This is a genomic window from Nitrosopumilus adriaticus (assembly GCF_000956175.1).
In the GTDB taxonomy this organism is placed as follows: domain Archaea; phylum Thermoproteota; class Nitrososphaeria; order Nitrososphaerales; family Nitrosopumilaceae; genus Nitrosopumilus; species Nitrosopumilus adriaticus.
In genome coordinates this window covers 1,102,498-1,125,376 of sequence record NZ_CP011070.1, presented here as the reverse complement: position 1 = coordinate 1,125,376, position 22,879 = coordinate 1,102,498, and the positions used below count along the sequence as shown (strand labels likewise).

General features: G+C 32.8%; 32 protein-coding genes and 1 pseudogene. 14 read left to right on the top strand and 19 right to left on the bottom strand.

What is annotated here, in order from left to right; all coding sequences use genetic code 11:
- The first annotated feature begins 20 nt into the window (after window positions 1-20).
- The 4 genes and pseudogenes from NADRNF5_RS11605 (at window position 21) to NADRNF5_RS06660 (ending at window position 2,160) form a co-directional block, all read left to right on the top strand.
- A pseudogene (locus tag NADRNF5_RS11605) lies at window positions 21-394 on the top strand (hypothetical protein).
- 245 nt (window positions 395-639) lie between these two features.
- The gene (locus NADRNF5_RS06670; protein WP_048119276.1) at window positions 640-1,035 is read left to right on the top strand and encodes a DUF6659 family protein; all 396 of its coding nucleotides are present in this window, start codon (window positions 640-642) and stop codon (window positions 1,033-1,035) included.
- Between the two features lie 55 nt (window positions 1,036-1,090).
- The gene (locus NADRNF5_RS06665; protein ID WP_048116399.1) at window positions 1,091-1,456 is read left to right on the top strand and encodes a response regulator transcription factor; all 366 of its coding nucleotides are present in this window, start codon (window positions 1,091-1,093) and stop codon (window positions 1,454-1,456) included.
- A 218-nt stretch (window positions 1,457-1,674) separates the two neighbouring features.
- Complete coding sequence (locus NADRNF5_RS06660; RefSeq protein ID WP_052661897.1) at window positions 1,675-2,160, top strand: response regulator; 486 nt, start codon at window positions 1,675-1,677, stop codon at window positions 2,158-2,160.
- A 37-nt stretch (window positions 2,161-2,197) separates the two neighbouring features.
- Here NADRNF5_RS06660 and NADRNF5_RS06655 read toward each other — a convergent pair whose 3' ends face one another.
- Entirely contained in the window at window positions 2,198-2,887 is a 690-nt protein-coding gene (locus NADRNF5_RS06655; protein ID WP_048116397.1) for a zinc-ribbon domain-containing protein, read from the bottom strand.
- Window positions 2,888-3,662: 775 nt separating this feature from the next.
- On the opposite strand from NADRNF5_RS06655, the gene NADRNF5_RS06650 reads away from it, so the two are divergent.
- On the top strand, window positions 3,663-3,914 hold the full coding sequence (locus tag NADRNF5_RS06650; RefSeq protein ID WP_048116395.1) for a hypothetical protein: 252 nt from the start codon (window positions 3,663-3,665) through the stop codon (window positions 3,912-3,914).
- A gap of 18 nt (window positions 3,915-3,932) precedes the next feature.
- Here NADRNF5_RS06650 and NADRNF5_RS11380 read toward each other — a convergent pair whose 3' ends face one another.
- From NADRNF5_RS11380 to NADRNF5_RS06635, 4 genes are all read right to left on the bottom strand, one after another.
- Complete coding sequence (locus tag NADRNF5_RS11380) at window positions 3,933-4,076, bottom strand: DUF5679 domain-containing protein (protein ID WP_179372675.1); 144 nt, start codon at window positions 4,074-4,076, stop codon at window positions 3,933-3,935.
- Between the two features lie 193 nt (window positions 4,077-4,269).
- On the bottom strand, window positions 4,270-4,695 hold the full coding sequence (locus tag NADRNF5_RS06645; protein WP_048116392.1) for a hypothetical protein: 426 nt from the start codon (window positions 4,693-4,695) through the stop codon (window positions 4,270-4,272).
- Between the two features lie 68 nt (window positions 4,696-4,763).
- Window positions 4,764-6,215 carry an FAD-binding oxidoreductase gene (locus NADRNF5_RS06640; protein WP_048116391.1) on the bottom strand — a complete coding sequence of 484 codons (1,452 nt, stop codon included), beginning with the start codon at window positions 6,213-6,215 and terminating at the stop codon, window positions 4,764-4,766.
- A 9-nt stretch (window positions 6,216-6,224) separates the two neighbouring features.
- The gene (locus tag NADRNF5_RS06635) at window positions 6,225-7,541 is read right to left on the bottom strand and encodes an HD domain-containing protein (protein ID WP_237089223.1); all 1,317 of its coding nucleotides are present in this window, start codon (window positions 7,539-7,541) and stop codon (window positions 6,225-6,227) included.
- A 164-nt stretch (window positions 7,542-7,705) separates the two neighbouring features.
- Here NADRNF5_RS06635 and NADRNF5_RS06630 point away from each other — a divergent pair, with 164 nt between their 5' ends.
- Window positions 7,706-8,110: a hypothetical protein gene (locus NADRNF5_RS06630; protein ID WP_048116389.1), complete on the top strand. Its 405-nt coding sequence runs from the start codon at window positions 7,706-7,708 to the stop codon at window positions 8,108-8,110.
- Here the strand turns inward: NADRNF5_RS06630 and NADRNF5_RS06625 are convergent.
- Together NADRNF5_RS06625 and NADRNF5_RS06620 are read right to left on the bottom strand one after the other, a co-directional pair.
- A complete protein-coding gene (locus tag NADRNF5_RS06625; RefSeq protein WP_048116387.1) occupies window positions 8,107-8,661 on the bottom strand; it encodes a DnaJ domain-containing protein in 555 nt (184 codons plus the stop codon). The genes NADRNF5_RS06630 and NADRNF5_RS06625 overlap by 4 nt on opposite strands.
- 9 nt (window positions 8,662-8,670) lie before the next feature.
- Window positions 8,671-9,114 (bottom strand): Lrp/AsnC family transcriptional regulator, encoded by a 444-nt coding sequence (locus NADRNF5_RS06620; protein ID WP_048116385.1) that lies wholly within the window; start codon window positions 9,112-9,114, stop codon window positions 8,671-8,673.
- Between the two features lie 124 nt (window positions 9,115-9,238).
- Here NADRNF5_RS06620 and NADRNF5_RS06615 point away from each other — a divergent pair, with 124 nt between their 5' ends.
- Both NADRNF5_RS06615 and NADRNF5_RS06610 read left to right on the top strand, forming a co-directional pair.
- Window positions 9,239-9,466: a tetratricopeptide repeat protein gene (locus NADRNF5_RS06615; RefSeq protein WP_048119267.1), complete on the top strand. Its 228-nt coding sequence runs from the start codon at window positions 9,239-9,241 to the stop codon at window positions 9,464-9,466.
- Between the two features lie 246 nt (window positions 9,467-9,712).
- Complete coding sequence (locus tag NADRNF5_RS06610; RefSeq protein ID WP_192828374.1) at window positions 9,713-10,189, top strand: tetratricopeptide repeat protein; 477 nt, start codon at window positions 9,713-9,715, stop codon at window positions 10,187-10,189.
- Here the strand turns inward: NADRNF5_RS06610 and NADRNF5_RS11375 are convergent.
- Window positions 10,176-10,349, bottom strand: a complete 174-nt coding sequence (locus NADRNF5_RS11375) for a hypothetical protein (protein ID WP_192828301.1) — start codon at window positions 10,347-10,349, stop codon at window positions 10,176-10,178. The genes NADRNF5_RS06610 and NADRNF5_RS11375 overlap by 14 nt on opposite strands.
- Before the next feature lie 74 nt (window positions 10,350-10,423).
- Between NADRNF5_RS11375 and NADRNF5_RS06605 the strand changes: the two genes are divergently transcribed.
- The gene (locus tag NADRNF5_RS06605; protein WP_048116381.1) at window positions 10,424-11,521 is read left to right on the top strand and encodes a radical SAM protein; all 1,098 of its coding nucleotides are present in this window, start codon (window positions 10,424-10,426) and stop codon (window positions 11,519-11,521) included.
- On the opposite strand, the gene NADRNF5_RS06600 is transcribed toward NADRNF5_RS06605, so the two are convergent.
- Entirely contained in the window at window positions 11,518-11,823 is a 306-nt protein-coding gene (locus NADRNF5_RS06600; protein WP_048116379.1) for an MTH1187 family thiamine-binding protein, read from the bottom strand. The two genes, NADRNF5_RS06605 and NADRNF5_RS06600, sit on opposite strands and share 4 nt — an antisense overlap.
- A 274-nt stretch (window positions 11,824-12,097) precedes the next feature.
- On the opposite strand from NADRNF5_RS06600, the gene NADRNF5_RS11370 reads away from it, so the two are divergent.
- Window positions 12,098-12,256 carry a hypothetical protein gene (locus tag NADRNF5_RS11370; RefSeq protein WP_192828378.1) on the top strand — a complete coding sequence of 53 codons (159 nt, stop codon included), beginning with the start codon at window positions 12,098-12,100 and terminating at the stop codon, window positions 12,254-12,256.
- Between the two features lie 274 nt (window positions 12,257-12,530).
- Here the strand turns inward: NADRNF5_RS11370 and NADRNF5_RS06595 are convergent, their stop codons facing one another.
- The 4 genes from NADRNF5_RS06595 to NADRNF5_RS11730 are packed head-to-tail and all read right to left on the bottom strand — an operon-like array spanning window position 12,531 to window position 14,000.
- Entirely contained in the window at window positions 12,531-12,809 is a 279-nt protein-coding gene (locus tag NADRNF5_RS06595; protein WP_048116376.1) for a hypothetical protein, read from the bottom strand.
- Between the two features lie 47 nt (window positions 12,810-12,856).
- Window positions 12,857-13,147: a hypothetical protein gene (locus tag NADRNF5_RS06590; protein WP_048116374.1), complete on the bottom strand. Its 291-nt coding sequence runs from the start codon at window positions 13,145-13,147 to the stop codon at window positions 12,857-12,859.
- A gap of 26 nt (window positions 13,148-13,173) precedes the next feature.
- On the bottom strand, window positions 13,174-13,686 hold the full coding sequence (locus NADRNF5_RS06585) for an MqnA/MqnD/SBP family protein (protein ID WP_250634620.1): 513 nt from the start codon (window positions 13,684-13,686) through the stop codon (window positions 13,174-13,176).
- Window positions 13,683-14,000 carry an MqnA/MqnD/SBP family protein gene (locus NADRNF5_RS11730; protein WP_250634619.1) on the bottom strand — a complete coding sequence of 106 codons (318 nt, stop codon included), beginning with the start codon at window positions 13,998-14,000 and terminating at the stop codon, window positions 13,683-13,685. The genes NADRNF5_RS06585 and NADRNF5_RS11730 overlap by 4 nt, the downstream gene beginning before the upstream one ends.
- A gap of 83 nt (window positions 14,001-14,083) precedes the next feature.
- Here NADRNF5_RS11730 and NADRNF5_RS06580 point away from each other — a divergent pair, with 83 nt between their 5' ends.
- The 4 genes from NADRNF5_RS06580 to cas1 all read left to right on the top strand — a co-directional run bounded on the left by NADRNF5_RS06580 (window position 14,084) and on the right by cas1 (window position 18,655).
- A complete protein-coding gene (locus NADRNF5_RS06580; protein WP_048116372.1) occupies window positions 14,084-14,989 on the top strand; it encodes a sugar isomerase in 906 nt (301 codons plus the stop codon).
- Between the two features lie 48 nt (window positions 14,990-15,037).
- Complete coding sequence (locus tag NADRNF5_RS06575; protein WP_048116371.1) at window positions 15,038-17,230, top strand: elongation factor EF-2; 2,193 nt, start codon at window positions 15,038-15,040, stop codon at window positions 17,228-17,230.
- A gap of 110 nt (window positions 17,231-17,340) precedes the next feature.
- Window positions 17,341-17,631: a hypothetical protein gene (locus NADRNF5_RS06570; RefSeq protein ID WP_048116370.1), complete on the top strand. Its 291-nt coding sequence runs from the start codon at window positions 17,341-17,343 to the stop codon at window positions 17,629-17,631.
- Entirely contained in the window at window positions 17,600-18,655 is a 1,056-nt protein-coding gene (gene cas1 / locus NADRNF5_RS06565) for a CRISPR-associated endonuclease Cas1 (RefSeq protein WP_048116369.1), read from the top strand. Before NADRNF5_RS06570 ends, cas1 begins: the two co-directional genes overlap by 32 nt.
- On the opposite strand, the gene NADRNF5_RS06560 is transcribed toward cas1, so the two are convergent.
- The 6 genes from NADRNF5_RS06560 to NADRNF5_RS06535 are packed head-to-tail and all read right to left on the bottom strand — an operon-like array spanning window position 18,640 to window position 22,873.
- A complete protein-coding gene (locus NADRNF5_RS06560; RefSeq protein WP_048116368.1) occupies window positions 18,640-19,017 on the bottom strand; it encodes a hypothetical protein in 378 nt (125 codons plus the stop codon). The genes cas1 and NADRNF5_RS06560 overlap by 16 nt on opposite strands.
- A gap of 11 nt (window positions 19,018-19,028) precedes the next feature.
- A complete protein-coding gene (locus tag NADRNF5_RS06555; protein ID WP_048116367.1) occupies window positions 19,029-20,207 on the bottom strand; it encodes a hypothetical protein in 1,179 nt (392 codons plus the stop codon).
- A complete protein-coding gene (locus NADRNF5_RS06550; RefSeq protein WP_048116366.1) occupies window positions 20,167-21,003 on the bottom strand; it encodes a hypothetical protein in 837 nt (278 codons plus the stop codon). The genes NADRNF5_RS06555 and NADRNF5_RS06550 overlap by 41 nt, the downstream gene beginning before the upstream one ends.
- The gene (gene cas4, locus NADRNF5_RS11725; protein ID WP_257719711.1) at window positions 20,987-21,631 is read right to left on the bottom strand and encodes a CRISPR-associated protein Cas4; all 645 of its coding nucleotides are present in this window, start codon (window positions 21,629-21,631) and stop codon (window positions 20,987-20,989) included. Before cas4 (NADRNF5_RS11725) ends, NADRNF5_RS06550 begins: the two co-directional genes overlap by 17 nt.
- Before the next feature lie 23 nt (window positions 21,632-21,654).
- The gene (gene cas4, locus NADRNF5_RS11720) at window positions 21,655-21,987 is read right to left on the bottom strand and encodes a CRISPR-associated protein Cas4 (RefSeq protein WP_048116362.1); all 333 of its coding nucleotides are present in this window, start codon (window positions 21,985-21,987) and stop codon (window positions 21,655-21,657) included.
- A gap of 43 nt (window positions 21,988-22,030) precedes the next feature.
- Window positions 22,031-22,873: a DNA methyltransferase gene (locus NADRNF5_RS06535; protein ID WP_048116360.1), complete on the bottom strand. Its 843-nt coding sequence runs from the start codon at window positions 22,871-22,873 to the stop codon at window positions 22,031-22,033.
- Between the last annotated feature and the right edge of the window lie 6 nt (window positions 22,874-22,879).

The window sequence follows — 22,879 nt, the reverse complement described above, 5'->3', positions numbered from 1 at the left end:
TATAATGACAATAAGTGATTATGAGTATTTCTGGAATGTACATGTTAAACACTTCGCAATTTGAAGAAAAAAAATTGAAGCGGCACTTGAAATGCTATACGTTGATAGAAAAAATGAGTTCCGTGAATTATCCCACGTATTATTGAATGAAAAGGCCCTCAAATCTATGCCCAATTGGAAAGAATTTGTTTTGAATTTTTCATTGGATGTTGAAAGTGCTTTTAAATCCTGGTCTGGCCAAAGTCCTTTGTCTGTTAGTTCCCCGCAAAAGGCTCTGACTATATTACGACAATTGGGTCATGATAAAACATCTATGAACCAACTAACACATCTGCTAAACATCTCATACAATCTGTCACTAGAATTCAAAGAAATCTATCGTCGTTTAAAATAATTTTGTTTTTTTAAATGGATGTTAGATTTCAAAGTTTTTTTAAAAATTGAATTTATTTTGTAAGTGCAGTTTGAACAAACTAGTTCTGATATATGTTTCTGAACTATTTCTTTTATGGTGTTCACTGTACTGATTGCAAGCAAAATAAGAGAAGAGCCAAATTCTGATTTAGATAATTTGACAAATAATGTCAAAGACTAAAAGCGGTTTAAAGTAATATGGTAAATACTCGAATACTCGGTATTATGCCTGAAAAAAAATTAGATATTTCTGAATATGAAAAAAAATGTCAGGATATTTTAGATGATGATGAAATTCGTTATGCTGGACTTTTAGATGAATCTGGTGCATTGTTAGCTGGAGGTCAAAAGCCAGGAATGAGTATAAGGCTTAGTGAAGAGCAACTGCAATCCGTTTCAAAAGAACTTGCTTCTAGGGTGGCAAAAAGAAAAAAATTCAATGAAGAATTAGGATATGTAAAATATTCTGCATCTCGAAGAGAACATGTTGTGATCATGAGTTTTCCAGTTTATGACAAGGTCATAATGTTAGTTGCAGAATCTAATGTCAATATTGACCGATTGGCTTTCCGGGTCATTTCTAAACTTGGAAGGCAATGGGGAGAGTTTGTTGGAGAATAACCTCTCATTTTACTAAGACATTATCTTATATAGTGTGATGTTATGAATATACAAAATGGTTAGTTGTGTTGTAGTTGATGATGATCCTGAAACAGTAAGTAGTTTCTGTGAGTTATTAGATATGATTGGCCTTGATGTTTTGGTTACAGGTAGTAATGGTCAAGATGCAGTTGATATGTATGAAAAACATCGCCCTGATTTGATTTTTATTAATTTGATCATGCCTAAATTTGATGGATTTTATGGAATCAAAAATATTTTGAAAAAAAACCCTGATGCAAAAATTGTTGTCGTTACAGGTGATTTACTGGCAGGCGAGTCGTATCTGATGAATACGTTAAAGGTTACTGCCGTTATCTACAAACCATTTGATATAACTATCATTAAACGAATGCTGACAAGCCTATTTTTTACAAATTAACTATTTTGTAGACATTTGTTTTGAGTTTGAAAAAAACTTTCCTTGGATTGTGATTATCATTTATTGACTTACGAGTTTCCAAGGTGTTTCATACTGTGTTTTTCCTTCTACATTATCAATAATTTTTTCCCAGACCTGAGGCTCTGGATTTGATTCGTAGAAATAGATTTTCTTCATATTTTAGATTGTAATAAAATTGATAAAACAAATTGTTTGTAATGCCATACAAACAACTAGGATATAGAGAAAATCTGAAAAACTCTGCTCAAATTGAGCAGACCTCCTCTTTAATCCAATTAAACTTGAAGATTATTGGTGATTATATGATGGTCAGTGAAGTAAAACATACTTGTATTATAATAGACGATATGAAAAGCCACCAATTCCTTTTATCTCAAATGGTTGAGATATGTGGTCTTGAAGTAATCGGTGTTGGAGAAAATGGCAAGGTGGCAATTGAACTGTTCCAAAATTTAAAACCTGACATTGTCTTTTTAGATATGAGAATGCCGAAATATGATGGATTTTTTGCAATCGATGGAATCAATAAAATTGATGATTCTGCAAAAATTGTTGCTGTGACTGCTGATACCACTTCTGATACTTTTGGAAAATTAAATAGCCTGCATATACCTGTTCTTTCAAAACCCTATACGATGGAAACACTTCAAAAAATTGTAGATGAAGAACTAGTACAAAATTAATAATCTGAAATTAATCTCTCCTCTTTAGATTGGTTTTTTATTTATCTAACACACAAGAGTTTGAATCCGAATCAAATATTGTACCTGGTCCGCATTTTGAATTTTCTTCTGGTTCTAAACCGCTATCTAACACACAAGAGTTTGAATCCGAATCAAATATTGTACCTGGTCCGCATTTTGAGTCACTCTCAGTGGACGATAAGATTGTTTTAGATTCTGTTTCCTTTGAATGAAGTACTTCTGAATCAACTGAATCATATCTCTCAAACGTATTATCAAAATATCCTAAACCATAAGCCCCTCCGACAATAATCAAAATCAAAACTGGAATTCCTATTATTATTGGCATCTTCAATCCTATTCCTTTGAACTGGTTAATTGAAGCAGGCACTTTTTGGTGCTGAATGCTATTTGCTCCAACTTCAAATAGTGATGATCCACAAAGCATGCAAAAGTTTGCACCTAATGGCGTTTTTTTTCCACATTTCCAACAATGAATTGTTTCTTTATTTTCAAATTCATCACTACTTTCGTTATCTTCTGGGCTGCTCACTACCTGTTGTTTGTTGAGGTATTTTTCTTTCATGCGCTGTAGATAATTTTGATCTGTAACCCAGATGGTTTTATTTTCGATATATGCTTGTTTGATGTGTTCTAATCTATATGCATCACCTACTCTGAGTTTTAGTAGAGCATTTACCTCATCAACAATATCTGATGGTTCCATAAAGTGTGTGTTTTGAGGCTATTCAAAATTGTTTCTTTCTATGTGCTCAAATCATTATATACACATAAAATGTAAATTGAACTGAAAAATCTCTCTTAATTATGGATTTTATGCTTGAACTCAAAAAATTTAATTGACTTCACATGCCTAACGGATTCTAAACTCTTATCTCATAGTATTCTAATTTAAGAATAGGGAAAAATCGTTAATGATATTATCTAACATCCTATCCAACACTGTTGCAAGATGGGTGATATTAGTTGGAATTGCAATGGTTGTTATTGCTGTGGTTGGCTCTGTTCTAAAATAAATATCAGAAAATTCAAGATGAAATATGGTAAGAGTTAATGAATGTTTTAAGTGTGGGGTAACAGAAAAAGATGCAAAATTAGTTTATGCTCAAGACAAACCTGTATTATGTGAAAAATGTTCTAAAAATGAAATCGGTTGAAATTGAAGATCTTGTTCTAATTTTCTACTACTCATAATCTCACTCTTTGACGGTTAATCTTACTTCAGAATTCTCATGATTTTTGAACTTAAGTATATTGGAGTTTAGAACCTAAGAATTAAGAACATTCAATACTAAAAGAGCAACAAAAATAATTCCTGCTACTATGATTACACCTTTGAATAATGTTTTCAATAATTTTGGGTAAATGGTACGAACTTAAGATTTTCTGTATTGCCTAAGAGATAAACACAACTTTACTATTCAATTAATTCCATTTTGATGTCAAAACATGTTTTAGTCACGTTGAAATCCATTAATTCAATGGATATGATGCTTGAAGAAGAATTAATTGATTTGATGACTTTTTGTCTTCAAAACCCTGAATCTTCTGAAATTCCTGAAAAACATAAAAGAATCACAGAAATTGGTCATGAGCTTTATGCTGATGGTGGGATTGATGCATTGGAGAATTTCTTTTTTGTATTGAAAAATAGAATTACAGAAGAAATAGAAAAAGATCCATCCCCAATGCGTTCCTTATGGAATGGTCTTACTGATGAATGGCAGTATTGAATTTCTTTTTTAAGAAATTTATCCTCTGCCGATTCTGAATATGGTTGTGCTGCATGTTGGGCATGTACCCTTTATTGCAGGTTTTCCATTTTTCATGGTGTATGGTTTGGCGCCATCGATATCTCGTTTATCTCGGCACTTTACACAATATCCTATTGTCATAATGGCATTAGGCTCAAGGTTATATTAGCAAGAACTAGTTGAACTTTTTTTACTAATAGGCAAACCTCAGATCTTAATCGTACCGTTGCAAAACAATATTTTTCGTAACGGGATATTTTTGTTCAAAATAGGAATAATTTATTCGAATTTTTTAAATACTGATCATTTTGGTACGATTATTTTCTTAAAATTTTTAACTTACATTGATGTTTAATTTTGAAAAATCTGTTAATGCATTATGATTTACTAATCCTTCCCAAACAAAAATTTCTGCAATAAATTCACCTGAATCTTTTGGTGTCCATGAAAGTGATGGATTGAGTTTTTGATCTGGTGTTAGTTGTCCACTGATCCAACCTACAGATACTACTATTCCTCCTTCATCTATAATTTGAACAAGATATACAAAATTTTGAGATTTTGGCTGATTGTTTGTAATGTCTGCTGAGATCTGAATTTGTTGATTTACATTTACATTATCTGTGATAGGTTGGCCGAATGCATTTTCTAATCTTGGATCATTCATGGATGCTCTTTCCAATTCGCTTATTGCAAATGCTGAAGTGACACCAAAAATAATAGATGCCATGACAAACACACTCAATATTCTTGTTATCACGCGTTTTTGCTCAATTTTTAGTTAATAAAGCGTTTCTACATCAATTTGATCGATTAATGTGAAATTCTTTAGAACTTTTCTAAATTTTTAATAATCGTACTTTTCGTTGTAATGATTTTTCCTGGATTCAGAATTTTTTGTGGGTCAAAATACCGTTTGATTTCTGTGAATATTTTATAATTTTCTTTTCCGTATTGCTTTTTTACAAATTCTGAGCGTGCAAGACCATCTCCATGCTCAGCAGTTATCGTTCCTCCCAGTTTGATAATCCCATCAAAATATTCTTCTGCTATTTTTTTGATAATGATGATTTCTTTCTTATCTGAAATTAGCCTAATGTGGATATTTCCATTACCTGCATGTCCATATGCGATAGATTTTGTCTTGTATTTTTTATTTATCTTGTTTAGAATTGTAAAAATTTCAGATAGGCTCTCTAGAGGGACTGCTGCATCCTCAATGATGTGGGGTATTCTTTGCTCTTTTTTAATGGCTTTAAGACTATAATGTAATGATGAATCTCTGTATCTCCACCATGTATTAATTTCAAAATCTTTTTCTACTTTCTTTACAATATTGCCTGAAACTATGGAGTTTAGTTTTTTTTCATTTAATTTTATTTTTTCATCATATTCTACAAAAAGTAGACATTTGGATTTTGGGGAAAATTTAAAATTAATTTGTTTCAATGTAGTTTTATCTACAAATTCAATTGCTGAAGGTTTAGTTTGGTTTATTTTTATACAATTCATTGATGCATCTGTGATTGATTTGTATTCAATTATGAATAGAACTCTTTTTTTTGGATTGTCCTTTATTTTTAATCTCATTGACAGGACTATTCCCAGCGTTCCCTCAGAGCCAATAATTATTTTATGAGAATCCTTGATTGATTTTATTTTATCTATTCTATAACCTGATGAATTTTTTGACACATTTGGAAATTTTTTAATGTCAATATTTTTTGCAAACCCTAGTATTTTTTTTGAAACTTTGTTGTTTTTTGGAAGTGTTATCTTTTTTCCATTCCCATCAATAAAAGTAATCTCTGAAACATTATCAATGACACTTCCATATTTTAAACTCCTACTCCCACTGGAATTATTTCCAATCATTCCTCCAACTGAACAAAAAGACCCGATGGATGGATTTGGTGGAAAAAATTTGTTGTACTCTGATAATTTTTTATCTAGATAGCCTTTGGCTACACTTGGACCTACTATGACACTATTTTTTGTAATTTTTACAGAATTGAAATTTCTTAAATCAAGTATTATTCCGGCGTTTAATGCACTTCCAACAAGTCCAGTGCCTGCACCTCTTACCGTAACAGATGATTTGTGATTTTTTGCAATCTGAATTGTTTTAATGACGTCTTTTTCGTCTTTTGGAACTACAATTACCCTTGGAATAATTTGATAGGAACTAGCATCTACAGAGTAATAATCTCTGAACTCTTTTTGGGAAAATACATCTCCTGCTATTGATGATTCTAATGATTTTATTATTGATTTTTTCATAGAATGAATCTAAATTATGATTCTATAGTAATCCCATCTTTCAGGATCAAACAATGTGACAAATTCTGCCTGCTCCTTGTCTACTCTTGCTCTAATTACATCTCTTAACGCAAAACTTGTTAGAAATTTGTATTTCATAGAATGTGCTTGCATTATGAAGAGATGTCTCATCTCACTTCCTCCTTTGAGACCCCAATACCCCATCTTTAATGCAAGAGGCTCTAAAAATATTGTATTTCCTAAACCGTAATTCTCATCTCTAATCTCTTCACGCAATTGATATTTTTCTAGTGGTCCTCCTTTTGAAAAACCAATGATCTCACCGTTTTTATCATTCAATCTTAAGGTGTTGATAACTATTTCTGGATCTTTTACAGAATTTTCAAAATTCTCTTTTTGAAATTGTAATGGCTTTGGTAACTGTAAAAATATTTCATATAGTGTCTCGATGAATTTTGGATCATTTCTTGTGGACATTGCCTCTATTGTTGGTACTAATTTGACGTTTTCATAGGAACAATCTGCTTGAATTGTAATTTCTTGCTGTCTTAATTTCATAAATGCAAGTACAGTGTCGAAAAAATTCTTTCTCATCTCTTTTGGCAGAATCTTCAAAATTGCTTTTGCCATCTCTGTTTCTTTATTCAGTAATTCTTCAAAATATGCAACTGCACTTCTAACTATTAATGATGGTCTCCAAGCAAGCGCATGTGCGTTCATCTTTGCCATTTCCATCGCTTTTGAAAAATCTCCTAAAGCATAACCGCTTATTCTGTCCACTACTGAGAGATACCATCCCATAGCCATTACATGCTCTTGATATGGGAGATTGTTTCTTGTCAAATCTGAATTTTCGAAACATTGTGTAATCTGCTCTTCTGCATTTTTCTTTAACTGCCCGCTCCATGGATATGTTGTTCTTAAAATTAAGACCTTGATTATTTCCAAATCAATTTTTGCAGTATTTATCAACTCGCTAAGTTTTTTGTCCATTGAGATAAATTTCAGAACACTTTCTTCGTGGGGCTTATCTACACTTTTTTGAGGATCAAAATCATGAAACAATGCTGCAACATATAGATATTTTATATCTTCATCTGAGAATTTTATTCTATTTTGACTGGATGCCAAAAGTGAAAAATAAGTTACCTCTAATTCATGATTGATATTGTGATATCCGTAATAATCCGTTCCAAGCCCTTGGCTTTCGAAGAGGTCGATTGTATAATCTAACATCTCGACATAGCAGTCATCCTCAATCCCTTTTTGCACCATTAGATTGAGAATTTCATTTCTCATTGAATGTGTACTTGCAAATTGCTGCAATACCAAAAGAAAACTATTCCTATTTTTAAACATGATCTCTGATTCTAAAAATAATGTACAATTTTTCACAATTTGACAATCATTTCATCTGTGGTTTGTCTGATTTTCATAAAGTCTTGAAATTTCACGAAACACTCAATAGAATTATGAATTAATCGATTCCAATGTCTGTTGATGCTGATTTGCTTGAAACTTTGATGTCTCAAAATGAGAATCACCCCCTAAACTTTACTCTGAAATTAAATAATCTGTCTTTCCAGCTTATTTCTGTCAGTATTACTAATTCTCCTATTCCTGTAAATGAGCCTACTACACGTGGCGGGGTTTATTTTTCTGATACGTTTGCCTACAAAATGAAGGGTGTTGTAGAAGATCTATCCATTGTTCCTTTATTGACAAAAAAAATGCTTGGGCCAAACACTGAATTTGGTGAATTAATAATAACTACACAAATTGATGACAAAGGAAAACCTGTGACTCTTGAAATCTTTACAAATCTTACAAATAGTGTTCAAACCCCAAATTCAATTGAACTTAGTATGATTATTGTTAAACTAAATTCTATTTAATTTACTTTGAGATATTTATCGTATCTTTCTCTACTCTCTTCATCTGAAAGCACTTCGTATGCTTTGTTTAGTTTAATCATCTCTTCTTCTGAATCTTCTTTTGTTTTATCTGGATGAGTTTTCTTTGCTAATTCCCTGAACCTTAGTTTAATCTCTTCTTTTGTTGCATCATTTGAAATTCCTAGTATCTCGTAGTAATTTGGAAGTTCATTGTTTAATGCAGCATCTCGAAATTCTTTATCTTGTTTAGTATTCTTTCTTGTTCCCAATTCCTCATAATCGTCTCCCCAATCTGAATGATATTTTTCATAGGTTTTCTCCTTTTTTGATTCATGTTCTTCCTTATCATAAGATGTTTTTTTACGAAGAATAATGTCTCTTGCCAAAAATAAAAATATCCCAATTACTGCAATGGCAAAACCTGAAAAAAGAATAATTTTCTCCTCATCTGTTACTTCAAGTTCCATATCTAGATTGTTTGACTGAGCATGAGCAATTTGTGATGCCCCTAGAATCATTATTGATATTAGAAAAACACTGAATCGTTTCATTTTATCATCCTAAGTCAATCGAAAATCTTCTTTAGCAGTATTCAGAACTACATGTGTGATTGTATTCTCCACATTTGTAATTGATGCGAGACCCTTTACAAACTTGCTTAATTCGTTTCTCTCTTTGAATTTTGCCACTACTATTGTATCAGTTGATCCTGTAATGTCATAGACTCCACACACATTTTCAAATTTTGATATTTCTTCTTCAACCCCCACAATTTTGTCATTTTTTGCAATTACCTCAATAATTGCAGTTAATGAATACCCTATTTTTTCATGATCAATAATTGCAGTATATCCTTTGATAATCTTCTCTTTTTCCAATTTCTTTATTCTTGATAATACCGTAACAGTTGACATTCCAAGTTTTAGTGCCAGCTGTCTAGCTGATTGCCTGGCATCCATCATTAGATTTTTGAGAATTCTCTCATCTGTCTCATCTAGAGTCATAACTTACTATAGTGAAAAATTTATTTAAATTTTGATCTAAAATTTGAAAATTTGTTTAGTTTTACCCATATGGTATAGATAAAATTGGTTTCAATTTTAATAGAATAACTCCTTCATGTTATTTGTGGGCCAAATCGAAGAACTTGTAAAAAAAGGTCAAACTTTGTTAAATGAAGGAAAATTCGATGAAGCCCTGGGTTGTTTTGAGCAAGCACTACTTTTGAATCAAAATGATCCTGATCTTTGGAATTACAAAGGTGTGGCACTTCGGAGCTTGGGGCGATACGAGGAATCCATGGATTGCTTTAACAAATCGTTAAAAATTGATCCTAGAGATAAACATGCGTCATAATTTTGTACATACGAATAATTCATCTACTTTATATTCATGATTTTTAACCGAACTTTGCCGTTACAAGGTTTGTAGGCATAACCAAGTTGTTCAATCACATACGGAAAGAAAAACCTTCATTCAAAGTAATTTAATCCTGATAGAATTTGTCCTGTGATAGAGTAATAGCGAAATCATGTTTACTTTTACTTAATCTATATTATAAACAAAATATTATCAGACATTGTGAGTGATGAAGTAGATAAGATGTTACAACAAGCATTTGATTTTGCAGATGAGGAAAATTTTGATGATGCTCTAAAACTATACAATTTGGCTCTAAAAAAAGACCCTGATAACATTAACGCTCTGGTGGACAAAGGTGTGACCTTACAAAATATGGGGAGACTCAAACAAGCTATTCGAACATATGACAAGGCACTTTTAATTTCGCCTAATTTTATTGATGCATTGCTAAACAAGGGTGCAGCATTGCATTCTGATCAAAAATATTCAGATGCTATAAAGTGCTATGATGCGGCACTAAAGATTGATAAAAAATGTGCCATGGCACTTGCTTACAAAGGGCTATCACTAGGGGAGATGGGGCGATTACAGGACGCTCTAAAACTTTTCAAAAAAGCACTCTCTCTAGACAAACATTTTGACTTGGCAGATATATCCAAGCAAATTGCTCAAGATCTATTGAAATCCATTAAAGAGAAGAAATCTAAAACACAGTAACATCGCCAGGAGCTGGTTGCCTTTTGATGTCTTCTTCATGGGATTCTAGAAATTCTTTATGTTGTAACTTTTGATGCTCTCTTAATTTCTCAATGTTTTCAAATCCCTCGTGGCACAAGTAACATTTCGGTTTATTCTCATCGACTAATGGGAGTACCATGATTATGATGATATTCTGGATTACTTATCTCTTGAGACTATAAGGAATATATCCTGATAAACTCGTGATAAATTGTGTTAGAGCAGCTAGTTGGAGATTCTCAAGCTTTAGATCGTGCAATTGCAGGAGAAGAACTCTCATACAAAGATGGCCTTGAATTGATGAATTATGAAAATCAACACATTCTTGGAGCAGTAGCAGACAATACTCGAAAAAAACTAGTTGGAGATACAGTCACTTTTGCAGCATCCTACTACATGAATTACACAAATGTATGTGCTGCAAGTTGTCAAATGTGTGCTTTCTATAGAAAGGAAGGTGCAGATGATGCATATACGCTGACACCTCAAGAAATTGAGCAAAGAGTAGGAATTGCCGAGCAGATGGGTGCTACTGAAGTTCATATTGTTGGGGGATTTCATCCTACACTACCTTTAGAATATTATGAAGACATGATGAAATTTATCAAACAAAAACATCCTCAACTAAATATCAAAGCACTCACAGCAGCTGAAATTTACTTTTTATCAAAACTAACTAAAAATTCTACCAAGGAAATTCTTTCTCGTCTTAAAACTGCTGGACTTGATTCAATGCCCGGCGGCGGAGCTGAATTGTTTCATCCTGATATTCGTGATAAGATTGTAAGAGGAAAATGCACAGGTCAACAATGGCTTGATGTTATTGAAGAAGCCCATAATATGGGAATTCAAAGCAATGTGACAATGTTGTATGGTCATATAGAAAAACCTGAGCACATAATTGATCATCTCATAAAAATTAGAGAATTGCAAAAAAAGACAAAAGGATTTCTTACTTTGATTCCATTAAAATTTAGTTTAGATAATACTGAATTAGAACAACAACATCTGGTGAACAATGAATGCTCATCACTGTATGATTTGAGAATAATCGCACTGTCAAGATTGATGCTTGCAAATGTTGTAAACAATATTTCCGTTTACTGGGTTGCATATGGTAAGAAATTAGCACAAGTTGCACTATCTAATGGTGGAAGTGATTTGGTTGGAACTGCATTCTCTGAGGAAATTTATCGTGCAGCAGGAAAACCTACGGCTTCATCTGTAGAAGAATTAGCTACGATGGTAAAAGAAATTGGACGTTCCCCATCACAGAGGAATACTCACTTTGGAATTTTAAAACAATTCTAACTCATCTGTTTTTTAATCGAATCTAGTTTTTCTTCCATCTTTACATGCTTGTCTCTTCTTGAATCAATTTTGATTACAACTTCAACTCTTGCAATTCCTAGATTGTGAACTGTTTCCATCATCGTTTTTACCGCTCCATTGATTACGTCAATATCGCCTGATTCTAAAATTGTCCCCATTGGATTAATCTGATGTCTCAAATTCTCAACTTTTTGAATTGATTCAATTGCCTTTGCAATGTAAAAACTAGCACTTGTAGTCTTTGTAGCCATTGGGTATATTGAAACTTCAGCTTGAATCAAGATAAAACTAGTTCATGCTTTTTCATAATTATATCTTCCATGCAGTAAATGCTTAGAAAATTATTATGGTGCTGACTTTATTACTTTGGCTTCTCTGTCGCGTTTACAAAAACTACAATACTCTTCAGATGAATTTCTGTTAATTGGGGTTAGGCAATCATGGCAATACTTCATACTTGTTAAAGCTCAATCTAGTATATTAGGAAACAATTTTTGAATTCTAGTGCTATTATTCCATTTTAAATTGTTAATATTGATAGATCCCTTCTAGACAATGATGATTCATAAAATTCGTTACTTTGAATCCAAACAGCTATCTGAAGGAGTTTACCTTCAAGATGTTGTCAATGATTTTCTATCCAAAAAAGGCGATTCTATCATTGCAGTTTTACCTGTTTTGGATAATGCCTTACTAGTACATTATAAGGAATAATCATTCCCCTTTTTTGTTTAGTCACAATTTCTTTATTCTGTTGGTGACCTAATTGAATATAGTTGAAAAAAAATGATTAGTTACATATACTCCTGTCATCTTTTAATGAAAAGATGAGTAAATCCTACTGGGAATCAAAAACTGAAAATGATTAAAGAAAAATGTGATAGATGTGGTTCTCCACTAGGAACTGAAAGCAGAAAAACTAAACAAAGATTTTGTGGTAATTGTAAAAAGAAATTTGAATTATATCGAAAGTAAAATTTACTTGAAATTACTCGGCTGGCTTTTTTTCTTTTCTTTTTGTACTGTCTTTTTTCCTTCTGGCACCAAAACTTATCAATACCAGTAAAAATCCAACGCCAATCAAAATTCCCGCCAATGTGGTATAATCCTCATTTTCTTGTTGTGCTATTAGCAGATCAACTGCCTCTTCTTCAGTCATTCCAGCTTGCCCAGCAGGCATTGACGCACTGATATTTACTACGAGTATGAATCCTACGATGATCATTGCAAGACCACCTACAAGCATTTTTTTATCAACTAGAACCATGGATAACACTAGATGTGGTCTCACCATATATTAGGTATTTTCTTATTTTAGAATCCTTCAGGTGGTCTTTGGACAAAAACATTGCAGACAAGAACATCTGTTTTTGAATCTCTGTACTGCACATTACAAGATACAAATTTTCCTTTCAATGCACGTTCAAGATCCTCCTTTGTTGTATCTCCGTATTGTGGTTGCTCGGGGTCGTCGACTTTCCCAATCATTATTTTTTCAACCTTTCCGTATTCTTCTTGATTGTCTTTCCGTGTATGACTTACAAGTAATTCAAATACATTATTTGTTAGGATTCCAATTACAGCACCGCCGATTCCGTCTCCCATACTTTCAAAATTTTTTTGTTCTATAATTACTTGGTGGCTATGCTGAGTTCAAAGTCTGGAACTAATTTCCTCTCTTTAGCCATTTCAAAGAGTCGCCTGATTGATTCTTCACCAGGATCGCCCATGTTGACTGTTACTTGATTGACATACATTTTGACAAACTTTTCAATCAGGTCTTGAGGTTTTCCTCTAGAATACTGCATTGCATAATCTATTGCGTCCTTAAAATTCTCTAATCCGAACTCTATTGATGATTGGAGGTATTTGTCAAACTTTACAATCGTCTCCATTCCTAGGGATGTTTTCATTACGTTGATTCCTAATGGAACTGGTAGTCCGTTTGTTGTTTTGTCCCACCACTCCCCTACATCTAAAATTTTTACATTTCCTTCTTGCTCATAAGACAGCTGTGTTTCATGAATTACCAAACCTGCATCCACTTTGCCTGATTTTACAGCTTCTGGAATATCGCTAAAATTCATCTCTACATAATCAAATTTTCCAATCATTAGTTGAAGTAGCAAAAATGCAGATGTCATTTTTCCTGGAATGGCAATTTTGCCTTTTTTAATTCATCAATTGATTTTTGTTCTCTTGCAGTGACAATAGGTCCATATCCAATTCCAAAACTTCCGCCACTTCTCAGTATGGTGTATCCTGGGATGTATGCACATGCATGAACTGAAACTGCAGTTACATCTAATTCTGGATCTGTAGCTTTACGATTTAATTTCTCAATGTCTTCAATTACATGATTTACCTGAAAATCCGGTGATGGAACTTTTCCTGTGAACATTCCATAAAACATGAATGCATCATCAGAGTCTGGAGTGTGACCTACAGAAATTTTCATGCTTTTTTTCTAAATTCTCGTAATAAATACCAAAACCCACTATGAATCGTTTTTCTAATATATGCTGGAAATTATGTGATATTATGAATTCAATTGTAGCATATGAGAAAGACATTGAATTACAATTGGATTTCTTGAGATCTTTTAAAAAACAAAAAATAATTTCTCAAAACCTTCAAAAAAATATTTTCTTTTCTGGCAGTGGCGATTCACTTGTGTCATCAATGTTGGCAGAATCATTTTCTAATGGAATGGTAAAAGCAATGGATCCGTTGGATTTGTACAGAAATAAGGAACTTGTAAAATCAAAGCATGTCTATTTTGTATCCATTTCTGGAAATACAATTTCCAACATCAAGGTTGCAAAGACTGCAAAAAAAGCAACTGCAATAACATCCCAACCTAAGAGTAAATTGGCAAAGGCATCTGATGAAACCCTATTGCTAACATCTTCTAATACGGGTGTATTTACTGCGGGAAGCATATCATTTTTAGAAAGTGCCCTGACTTGTATTTCTCTAGTCAAAAAAATAACCATTCCAAGAAATGATAAATTATTTTTTAAAGCACAATCTGATGCAAAAAAAGCAAAAATTTCAAAAAGGCTGTTTATTTTAGGAAATCTCTACACTTACCCATTGGCAATGTACTGTGCTGCAAAATTCTATGAACTTTTAGGCTATGATGCGCATTACTGCAAAACAGAGCAGTTTTCACACATGGAATTATTTTCTTTAAAAAAAGGTGACACTGTGATTGTTTTTGAGGAGAAGAACTTGCACACTAAACAACTTGTGAAAAACCTTGAAAAAATTGGAATAAATGTAATTAACCCAAATGTACCATCTGACAAAATCTCTCAAATGATTTACTACACGTTTTTCTCTCAGATGCTTTCACTTAACGAGGCAAAAAAACAAAAAAAGAACGAATGCCATTTTGTTACAGAAGAGAAAATCCGAAATGTTTCAAACCAAATGATCTATTGATCTTTTACAAGGCTAAGGTTTAATACCTGAATACTAGGGTCTGCGAATATGGTAAAATTCAAGTCAACCGGAGAGGTTCTTAAAATTATCAAGAACAAAGACCAAATTCGTAACTTTGGTGTTATTGCTCACGTTGACCATGGTAAGACTACGATGAGTGACAGCCTTTTGGCAAACTCTGGAATTATTGCACCATCAGCAGCTGGTAAAGCTTTGGCAATGGACTTTGACAAAGAAGAGCAAGCAAGAGGAATTACAATTTACCAAGCAAATGTCACATTACACTTTTCAAAAAATGATAAAGAGTATGTCATAAACATGATTGATACTCCTGGACACGTAGATTTTAGTGGAAGGGTTATTCGAAGCCTCAGAGCAATTGACGGTGCAGTTGTAGTATGTGATGCAGTTGAAGGAATTATGACTCAGACTGAAACTGTAACAAGAATGGCTCTTGAAGAACGTGTAAAACCTGTTTTGTTTATCAACAAAGTTGATAGACTCATCAAAGAACTAAGATTAACTCCTGAAAAAATGCAACAGCAATTAGCAGATGTTGTATCAAACTTTAATCAGTTAATTGACACATATGCAGAACCTGAATACAAAGAAAAATGGAAAGTATCAATCCAAGATGCAAGTGTAACATTTGGCTCTGCAAAGGATAGATGGGCAATTAATCTTGATTTGATGAAAGAGCGTGGAATTTCATTTAAAGACGTCATTGATGCATATGAAAATGAAAAAGTTGAAGAGTTAGTAGAAAAAGCACCACTAGCTGATGCAGTACTTGGAATGGTTGTAAAACATCATCCAGCACCACATGAAGCCGTAAAATATAGGATTCCTCAAATTTGGAAAGGTGATTTGGAATCTGATGTTGGAAAAGCATTGCTTGCATGCAGTGATGAAGGTCCAACAATTATGATGATTGTAAACATGGTGTTAGATCCTGCAGCTGGTCCTGTTGCTATTGGTAGATTATTTTCAGGAAAAATCAAAGACGGACAAACAATTAACATTATTGATGCAAAAAGAGAGGGACGTGTACAATCTGTAAATTTCTTTATGGGTAACCAAAGAGAACAAGTCGGAGAACTCGGAGCTGGAAACATTCCTGCATTACTTGGATTAACTGAAGCTAGGGCAGGAAATACTTTATCATCTATTAAAGATATTCCAATGTTTGAAGGAGTTCACTATGTCTCAGAACCTGTAGTTCAAATTGCAATAGAGCCAAAGCATCCTAAAGATTTACCTAAACTTGTTGAAATTCTTAAGCAATTAACAATTGAAGATCCAAACCTTATCGTCAAAATCGATGAGGAAAGTGGTGAGACAATTGTTGCGGGAATGGGAGTTTTACATCTTGATGTTGCTACACATAGAATTCAAGATGCAAAATGTGAAATTGTAACATCTGAACCTTTGATTAACTATAGAGAAACTGTTAAGGGTCCATGTGAACCAATTATGGCAAAATCTCCAAACAGACACAATAAAATTTTCATGAAAGTAGAACCACTAGAGCCTGAAATTGCTCACATGCTAAGAACTGGTGAAATCAGTGACATGAAAGACAAGAAGGTTGTTGCAGAACTACTAAAGAAAGCTGGATGGGATACTGATACAATTAAGAGGGTTATGAAATTTGATTCTCGTGGAAATGTTTTGATTAACGGAACTAAGGGTGTGCAGTTTGTACAGGAATCAACTGATTCAATCAATTCTGGATTTGAAGAAGTAATGAAGGAAGGACCTCTCTGTAAAGAACAGATGAGGGATTGCAAGTTTATCTTTACTCACTTTGTTCCTCATGAAGACACAGCTCACAGAGGACTCTCACAATTGGGTCCTGCTTCTCGTAGAGCATGTATGGGCGCATTACTAACTGCGGGAACTGCAGTATTAGAGCCAACTTTAGCTATTGAAGTTCGTGTTCCTACTGATTTGGTTGGAAACGTCGCAACAGTTCTTTCTGGAAAGAGAGGCAAAGTACTTGACATGTCACAAAAGGGTGCATCAAGTATCATCACTGGTGAGATTCCAGCTTCTGAAACATTCACATTATCTGAAGAAATGAGAGGTCAGACAGCAGGACGTGCAACATGGAACACCTCCTTTAAGGAATGGACTGAAGTTCCAAAATCTATGTTATCTGCAGCAGTTGCCGATATTAGAAAGAGAAAAGGCCTTGCACCAGATCCACCAGGCGTTAACGAATTTATTGATAAAGAGTAAAAATAGAATGCCCCCCGTTTACTCGTAAATTTAGACGATAACTAGGAAGTTTTTCAGATTATTATTTTTTGCAAATTCTTTAAGATCATAATGTTCATCATGGTTTCTTAATGACAAGAAAAACCAAACTTGAAAAACTCAGAGAGGCAGTTGAGGATGCAAATGCCAAAGTCAATGAATCTTTTGCAGAACATGACAAACTAACAACTACAAAAGATCCTAAAACTATGGATTCAATAGAATCATCTGATTACACACTTGATCTAGTAAAGATTGTAGTAAGAATGGCAGACAATATGAGCAAAGCATTGTCCGCATACAGCAAATACACTGCTGCCTTGGAGTTGAAAATGGGTTTATTTCCTAAAGATGACCCTAAGAGGAAGAAAAAACCACTATAACATCAAGGTCTTAACAGGCTATGGAGTTTCAGTTAGTGTAAAAAATCACAAACTGATACTAAAGAATGGCCTTGATCCTTTTTCTCATTCCCAAGAAACTGAAGAATGGTTTATCACAAATTTACCATATGAGAAAATTTTGATTTCAGGAAAAGGTTATGTTAGTACAGATGCATTAGCACTACTTTCTAGTCATTATAGAAATGTCATCATTACAGATAGTTTCGGAAAGCCCATCTCTTTGATCAATGGAGTGATGGAGAGTAGCACTGCTAGTAAGTATAGAATTGCACAATATGATAATTTCCGAAAACCTGAAGTTTGTAGAGAGTTATCAAGAAAAACAATTCATGACAAATTGGAATCTCAGATTAGATTTCTGAAATCATTAGAAAGAAAAGATTCTGAGAAAATAATTCAAACATTACAAAAGAAAATATCTGAAATTACTATTCAGAATTATGAATCCATAGAGAAATCAAGTGCAAATGTGTACTTTCGATATTATGCCACTCTGTTTAATGAGAGATTTGGATTCGAATCTCGTAATCAATCCTCTATTCGTATAACAAAGAGAAATGCATCAGACCCCATCAATGGTTTGCTAAATTATGGATATTCCGTACTTGCAGGAGAGATTTGCAAGTATGTCTGTGGATTTGGCCTAGACCCATACTTTGGATATATGCACAAGAATCATTCGGGATTTATGTCACTAGTGTATGATGTAATAGAACCATTTCGTTGGGTAGTAGAATCTTCAGTTTATGATATTGCACATGCAACCAATAATCGATACAAGATGAGGTTATCTGATTTTGTTTATACTCGGGATGGGATGGTAGTTCTATCAGATAGAGTAAAAAAGAATTTTTTGGAGAAATTGGAGAGGAATTTTCAAATTAAAAAAGAAGTAGAATTTAAGTTTGGTAGATCAAAGAAAACTGGATTGAATAATTTAGAAGAATTAACGATTGTGAAAAATTTTATTGTGACAATTATTGACCATTATTTTCGATACTGAACATAAACATTGTTATTCGTTAGCGTAACCTTTGCTCCTAGATACGAATCAGAAGATTCCTCAGGTGATACACAGATAGCTTCAGGCAAATTAAAATCCTTATTGATTTTGGAAGATCTAATTTTGATCACTCCTAGCGATTCATTTTTTTTGAAATTTTCAAATTGCTCTTTTATGATTATGGTCTTTGTTAATGTTAAGCCATCATCATTAGGAGATAAATTAACATCAAGTTTAAATGATTTTTTATTAATTGATTCTTTAAAAATTAAAAAAAATTTTAATTTAATGGAATCACTAAGAAAGTTTTCGATGTTGATAAAAACTCTTAATGATTTACCTGTACATATGTAAAAACTCATAATTCAATTTGTTATTCTGCAATAGGTCCCACTTCTTCCAACTCTCGTAGAATTCCATGATTTTTCAGAATTTGTTTTGAAAAATCAGTAGTGACTTGTTTAATTTCTCCATCAGAAGCTTCTTTTATAATTAATGCACTTTTGCTAAGAATACTACTTGGGATTCCCCAGGATATTTCGGTGATAAACTGAACATAATCATTAGTAAGCGGAAACAAATCATCACTTGATGGTTTTAAACGATATTCTTTCAATCTATTAATAATGAATTTTTTTACGTCTGAAAGAGCAAAGGGGGATAAGTTAATCTTTGCCATTTCCGGAATTCTTCTCATAAAAGTTTCTGTACCTCCGCCTCCTTTTTTACTGACATCTTTATCAATCATCTCTAAGAAGATTCTCCAAGATCCAATGGATGATGCAATAACAAAAATTATTTTACATAATTTCATATTTGAAGCTCGACATTCATTATATCCGTCCCATAATTTCTGTAAATCCCGCACAATAGTTCTAACTTGATCAATGGATGCTCTTGAAAGTAGATATTCCCATTCATCAAACAACAGAATCATATTTTGACATCCTGCTACATAGAGGAATTTTAGGAAATCTAAGAAAACGGTAAATGTTTCATAATTGTCTTTGATTTTAAATTCAGCCTGAATTTGTTTTAATTCTGTGTTGGTAATACTTCTTCCAATAAACCACTTCCAAGAAATTTCGTTTCCATCAGATAAATTTATCAGAACATTTTTCAATGTATTATCAATATCTAATGAAACAAAATCAACACGTTTTGCTAATTTGACCATTTCATCTTTCCCAATATTTCTAGTAATTCGAATCAACAAATCACTCAAAAAATTTGTAGGAATTCCAGTTTCAATTGTTTTCAAGAAAATAACTTTACCAGAATCTTTATTTTTTTGATATTCTTCTTGCATTTTTAATAAAGTGAATGTTTTACCCATTCCATAATCTCCATAAATTGTGATAATTCCACAACTATCTGCAGTAAGCAACTCTTCGGTCACATTTTTTATCTTATCCCAATCTTTTTTTCGTCCAACCATTGGAAAAGTATGTTTTTCTTCAAGGAAAGGATTTGAAGTTAGATTAAATTTTGAATAAGACATATCTATTGTACTAAGGATATACTGATATAAAATAATAGTATTTGTTTCCAATTATAATTCCTCCAGGCGTCTTCTTGATTGGAGTTGCGAACATTAATCGGGTTTTCCCAATACTATAAGGATTATTTTTGAGAATATTATAAAATGTAAAAGAACTTATCCTTAATTCTTCACAAACTTGATCTCTGAATTCAGGAATTGACACATAAGATGTATTGGGTGATTTCAGTACATTTGCAGCATTTTTGAAGGCTTTTTCAATATCTGATTTTTTTGGTTTATTTTCTCCTTTGAGCATAGTTTCATACTGCGATTCACGAACATAGAATTTTTTATTATACATAAACACCAATTCAACAAAGGTAAGGAGTTGAATCCAACTGCCAACAGGAGTAGGTTTTTTTGCATTTGGAACACCTATAGAGAACAATTCATCTTTCAAATCATTTAGAGATACAGAATTTTCAATCTTATTGTGGTGCCTCATTAAATAAGGGATTAATCGGATATTTTCTTCATCAATTTTGATAGTTTGATATGCAAGTCTTTTTTTATAACCTTCTTCAGAATTTTTTAAAAATGCTTCTATGCATTGAGTTCCATCATTTGTGATTTTAATATCTGTGCCTTCACCATAAATTAATTTCAAATTTCTTAACATCGGAGTAATATATGCAGATATAATTACTCTGGGAATTGCTTTGATTTCTTTTTTAATTGCCATTTGAATTAATTCTTGTTGAATTTTTTCCCATTGTTTAGGATGTTTTTGAAAAATTTGTAATGATTCCAAAATGATTTTTGGAGAACCCTTAAAATCCAATAATTCTTTATTTATTTTTGTCAATTCTACTTTTTCCAGGAGCGCATTTCGAAAGATAGGGACAGGATTCGGGGCATTTAGTAGCTAGATTTGGTTTAATTTTTTTGTATACCATTTGTGCAAGTCGATTTCTTTTTTCGATAAAATTTTTTCGTAAAACATCGCTAATAGGAAATACTTCTAATTCAAATAAAGGAGTAAACCGATTCTTGTGAGGTAAACAATACAGAATAAATCCACAATCTATGTCTTCATTGTGTTGTTTTTCATATGCTAGAGCATATCCAGTAATTGCTAATTTGTAAGATTGATCTTTTTGATCAAATTGATATGTTTTCATATCTCCAATTGCTTTTTCTTTATGAAAAACAAAATCAGGTGTTATTTTGTCTGCAAATCCCATTGCCTTTGCTTCTTTTATTTCTTCATTCAAAACTATCGGTACAGAATGTTGAATCAATGAAGATTTTGTGATAGATTCATTTCTAGAAATAAAATAATGAATTCTAGAGGATAATTGATTACTCTCAAATTCTAGAACTGAATCACAATCTTTCAGGATTTCTTTGATTTCTTTTTGTTTTAATTTATTGGAAGGTTTAGATATTTCTTTTTTAATATCTTGTAGCATTTTGGTTTTTTTTCTATTCAGATGTTTTTTTACATCTAAACTTTTTACTTCAGTATTTTCGATATATCTTCTTGAAATATCAAAAAATCCATAACACTGTCATGTAAAATCCTGCCCCGAATTCTATTTGCGTTATCTGGAGAAGAATCTGGAAGGTTTTTCACTTTTTTCAAATAGATATATCTTCCACTATCACAGTAATTGTAACCCACAGGACCAAAAGGCAATCCTATTGACAGATGGGGTTCAGGGGTTACATCATTCCAAACATAGCCTCTGTATTGTTCAGAGATTTTTTCTCCACCTTCCCCGTTTATATGATTTCGACAAGATTGAAATTTTGATTCAAACTGATTTATTTGTAAAACGGAACTCATAGTGCATATTCTCTTATGATCTTAATCAATTTTGTTGAATGTATTACTCCTTTCGAAATATCAAACAATAGTGATGTGCTCTGTTTCCAATGTAACTATGAAACATTCCAAATGGATGTAATCGTCTGCTGTCTTGACACCAAATTTGCTCATCTTTTGGAACCCATTTCTTTGATAGTCTAGTTACCGTATCAAATGCTAATGGCCACATTCTACCGCCCTTGTAGACATTATTTGTAACTACAAGCAAATACCCTCGTGGCTTCATCAGATCATAGACCTTGTCAAAAATTTCATCTTGTGCATCTAAAAACGAATCATACTCATCAATCATTCCAATGTCTTTTGAATTAGAACCATAGTCGACATCAAGATTTAATTTTTTTCTACTCTTTGATCTATCTACAGTATTTTTGAGTCCCTTGTTTTTTAATTGGTTCCAATATGGAGGAGATGTAATACAAAAATCAATTTGGGGGATTCCTTGTTTTTTGAATATTTTTTTTAAATTTCTAGAATCATCATTAATCACTAGTTGTTTTGTGTTATTTTCTGGGAATTCATTTAATCTCTCTTGGGATAATTCAGCATATTTTTTGTTTAATTCAATACCCACTGCATTTCGCTGCAGCTGTCTTGCAACTAGAGTGGTAGTTCCTGAACCTAGGAAGGTGTCTAGCACGAGTGCATTCTTTTTTGTGAAAAATTGAATATAATTTGCAACTAATTCTTCAGGAAAACTTGCAGGATGAGATATTTTTGAACCTCTCCCTTTTGGCCTCATCATAAACCATGAACGAGTTGCTTTTAGCCAATCAACAGTGGGCAAATCATTGAGGGTGTTTCTAGGATGAACTAGTGATTTTGCTTTTTCAATTAATGCCAAGGTTTG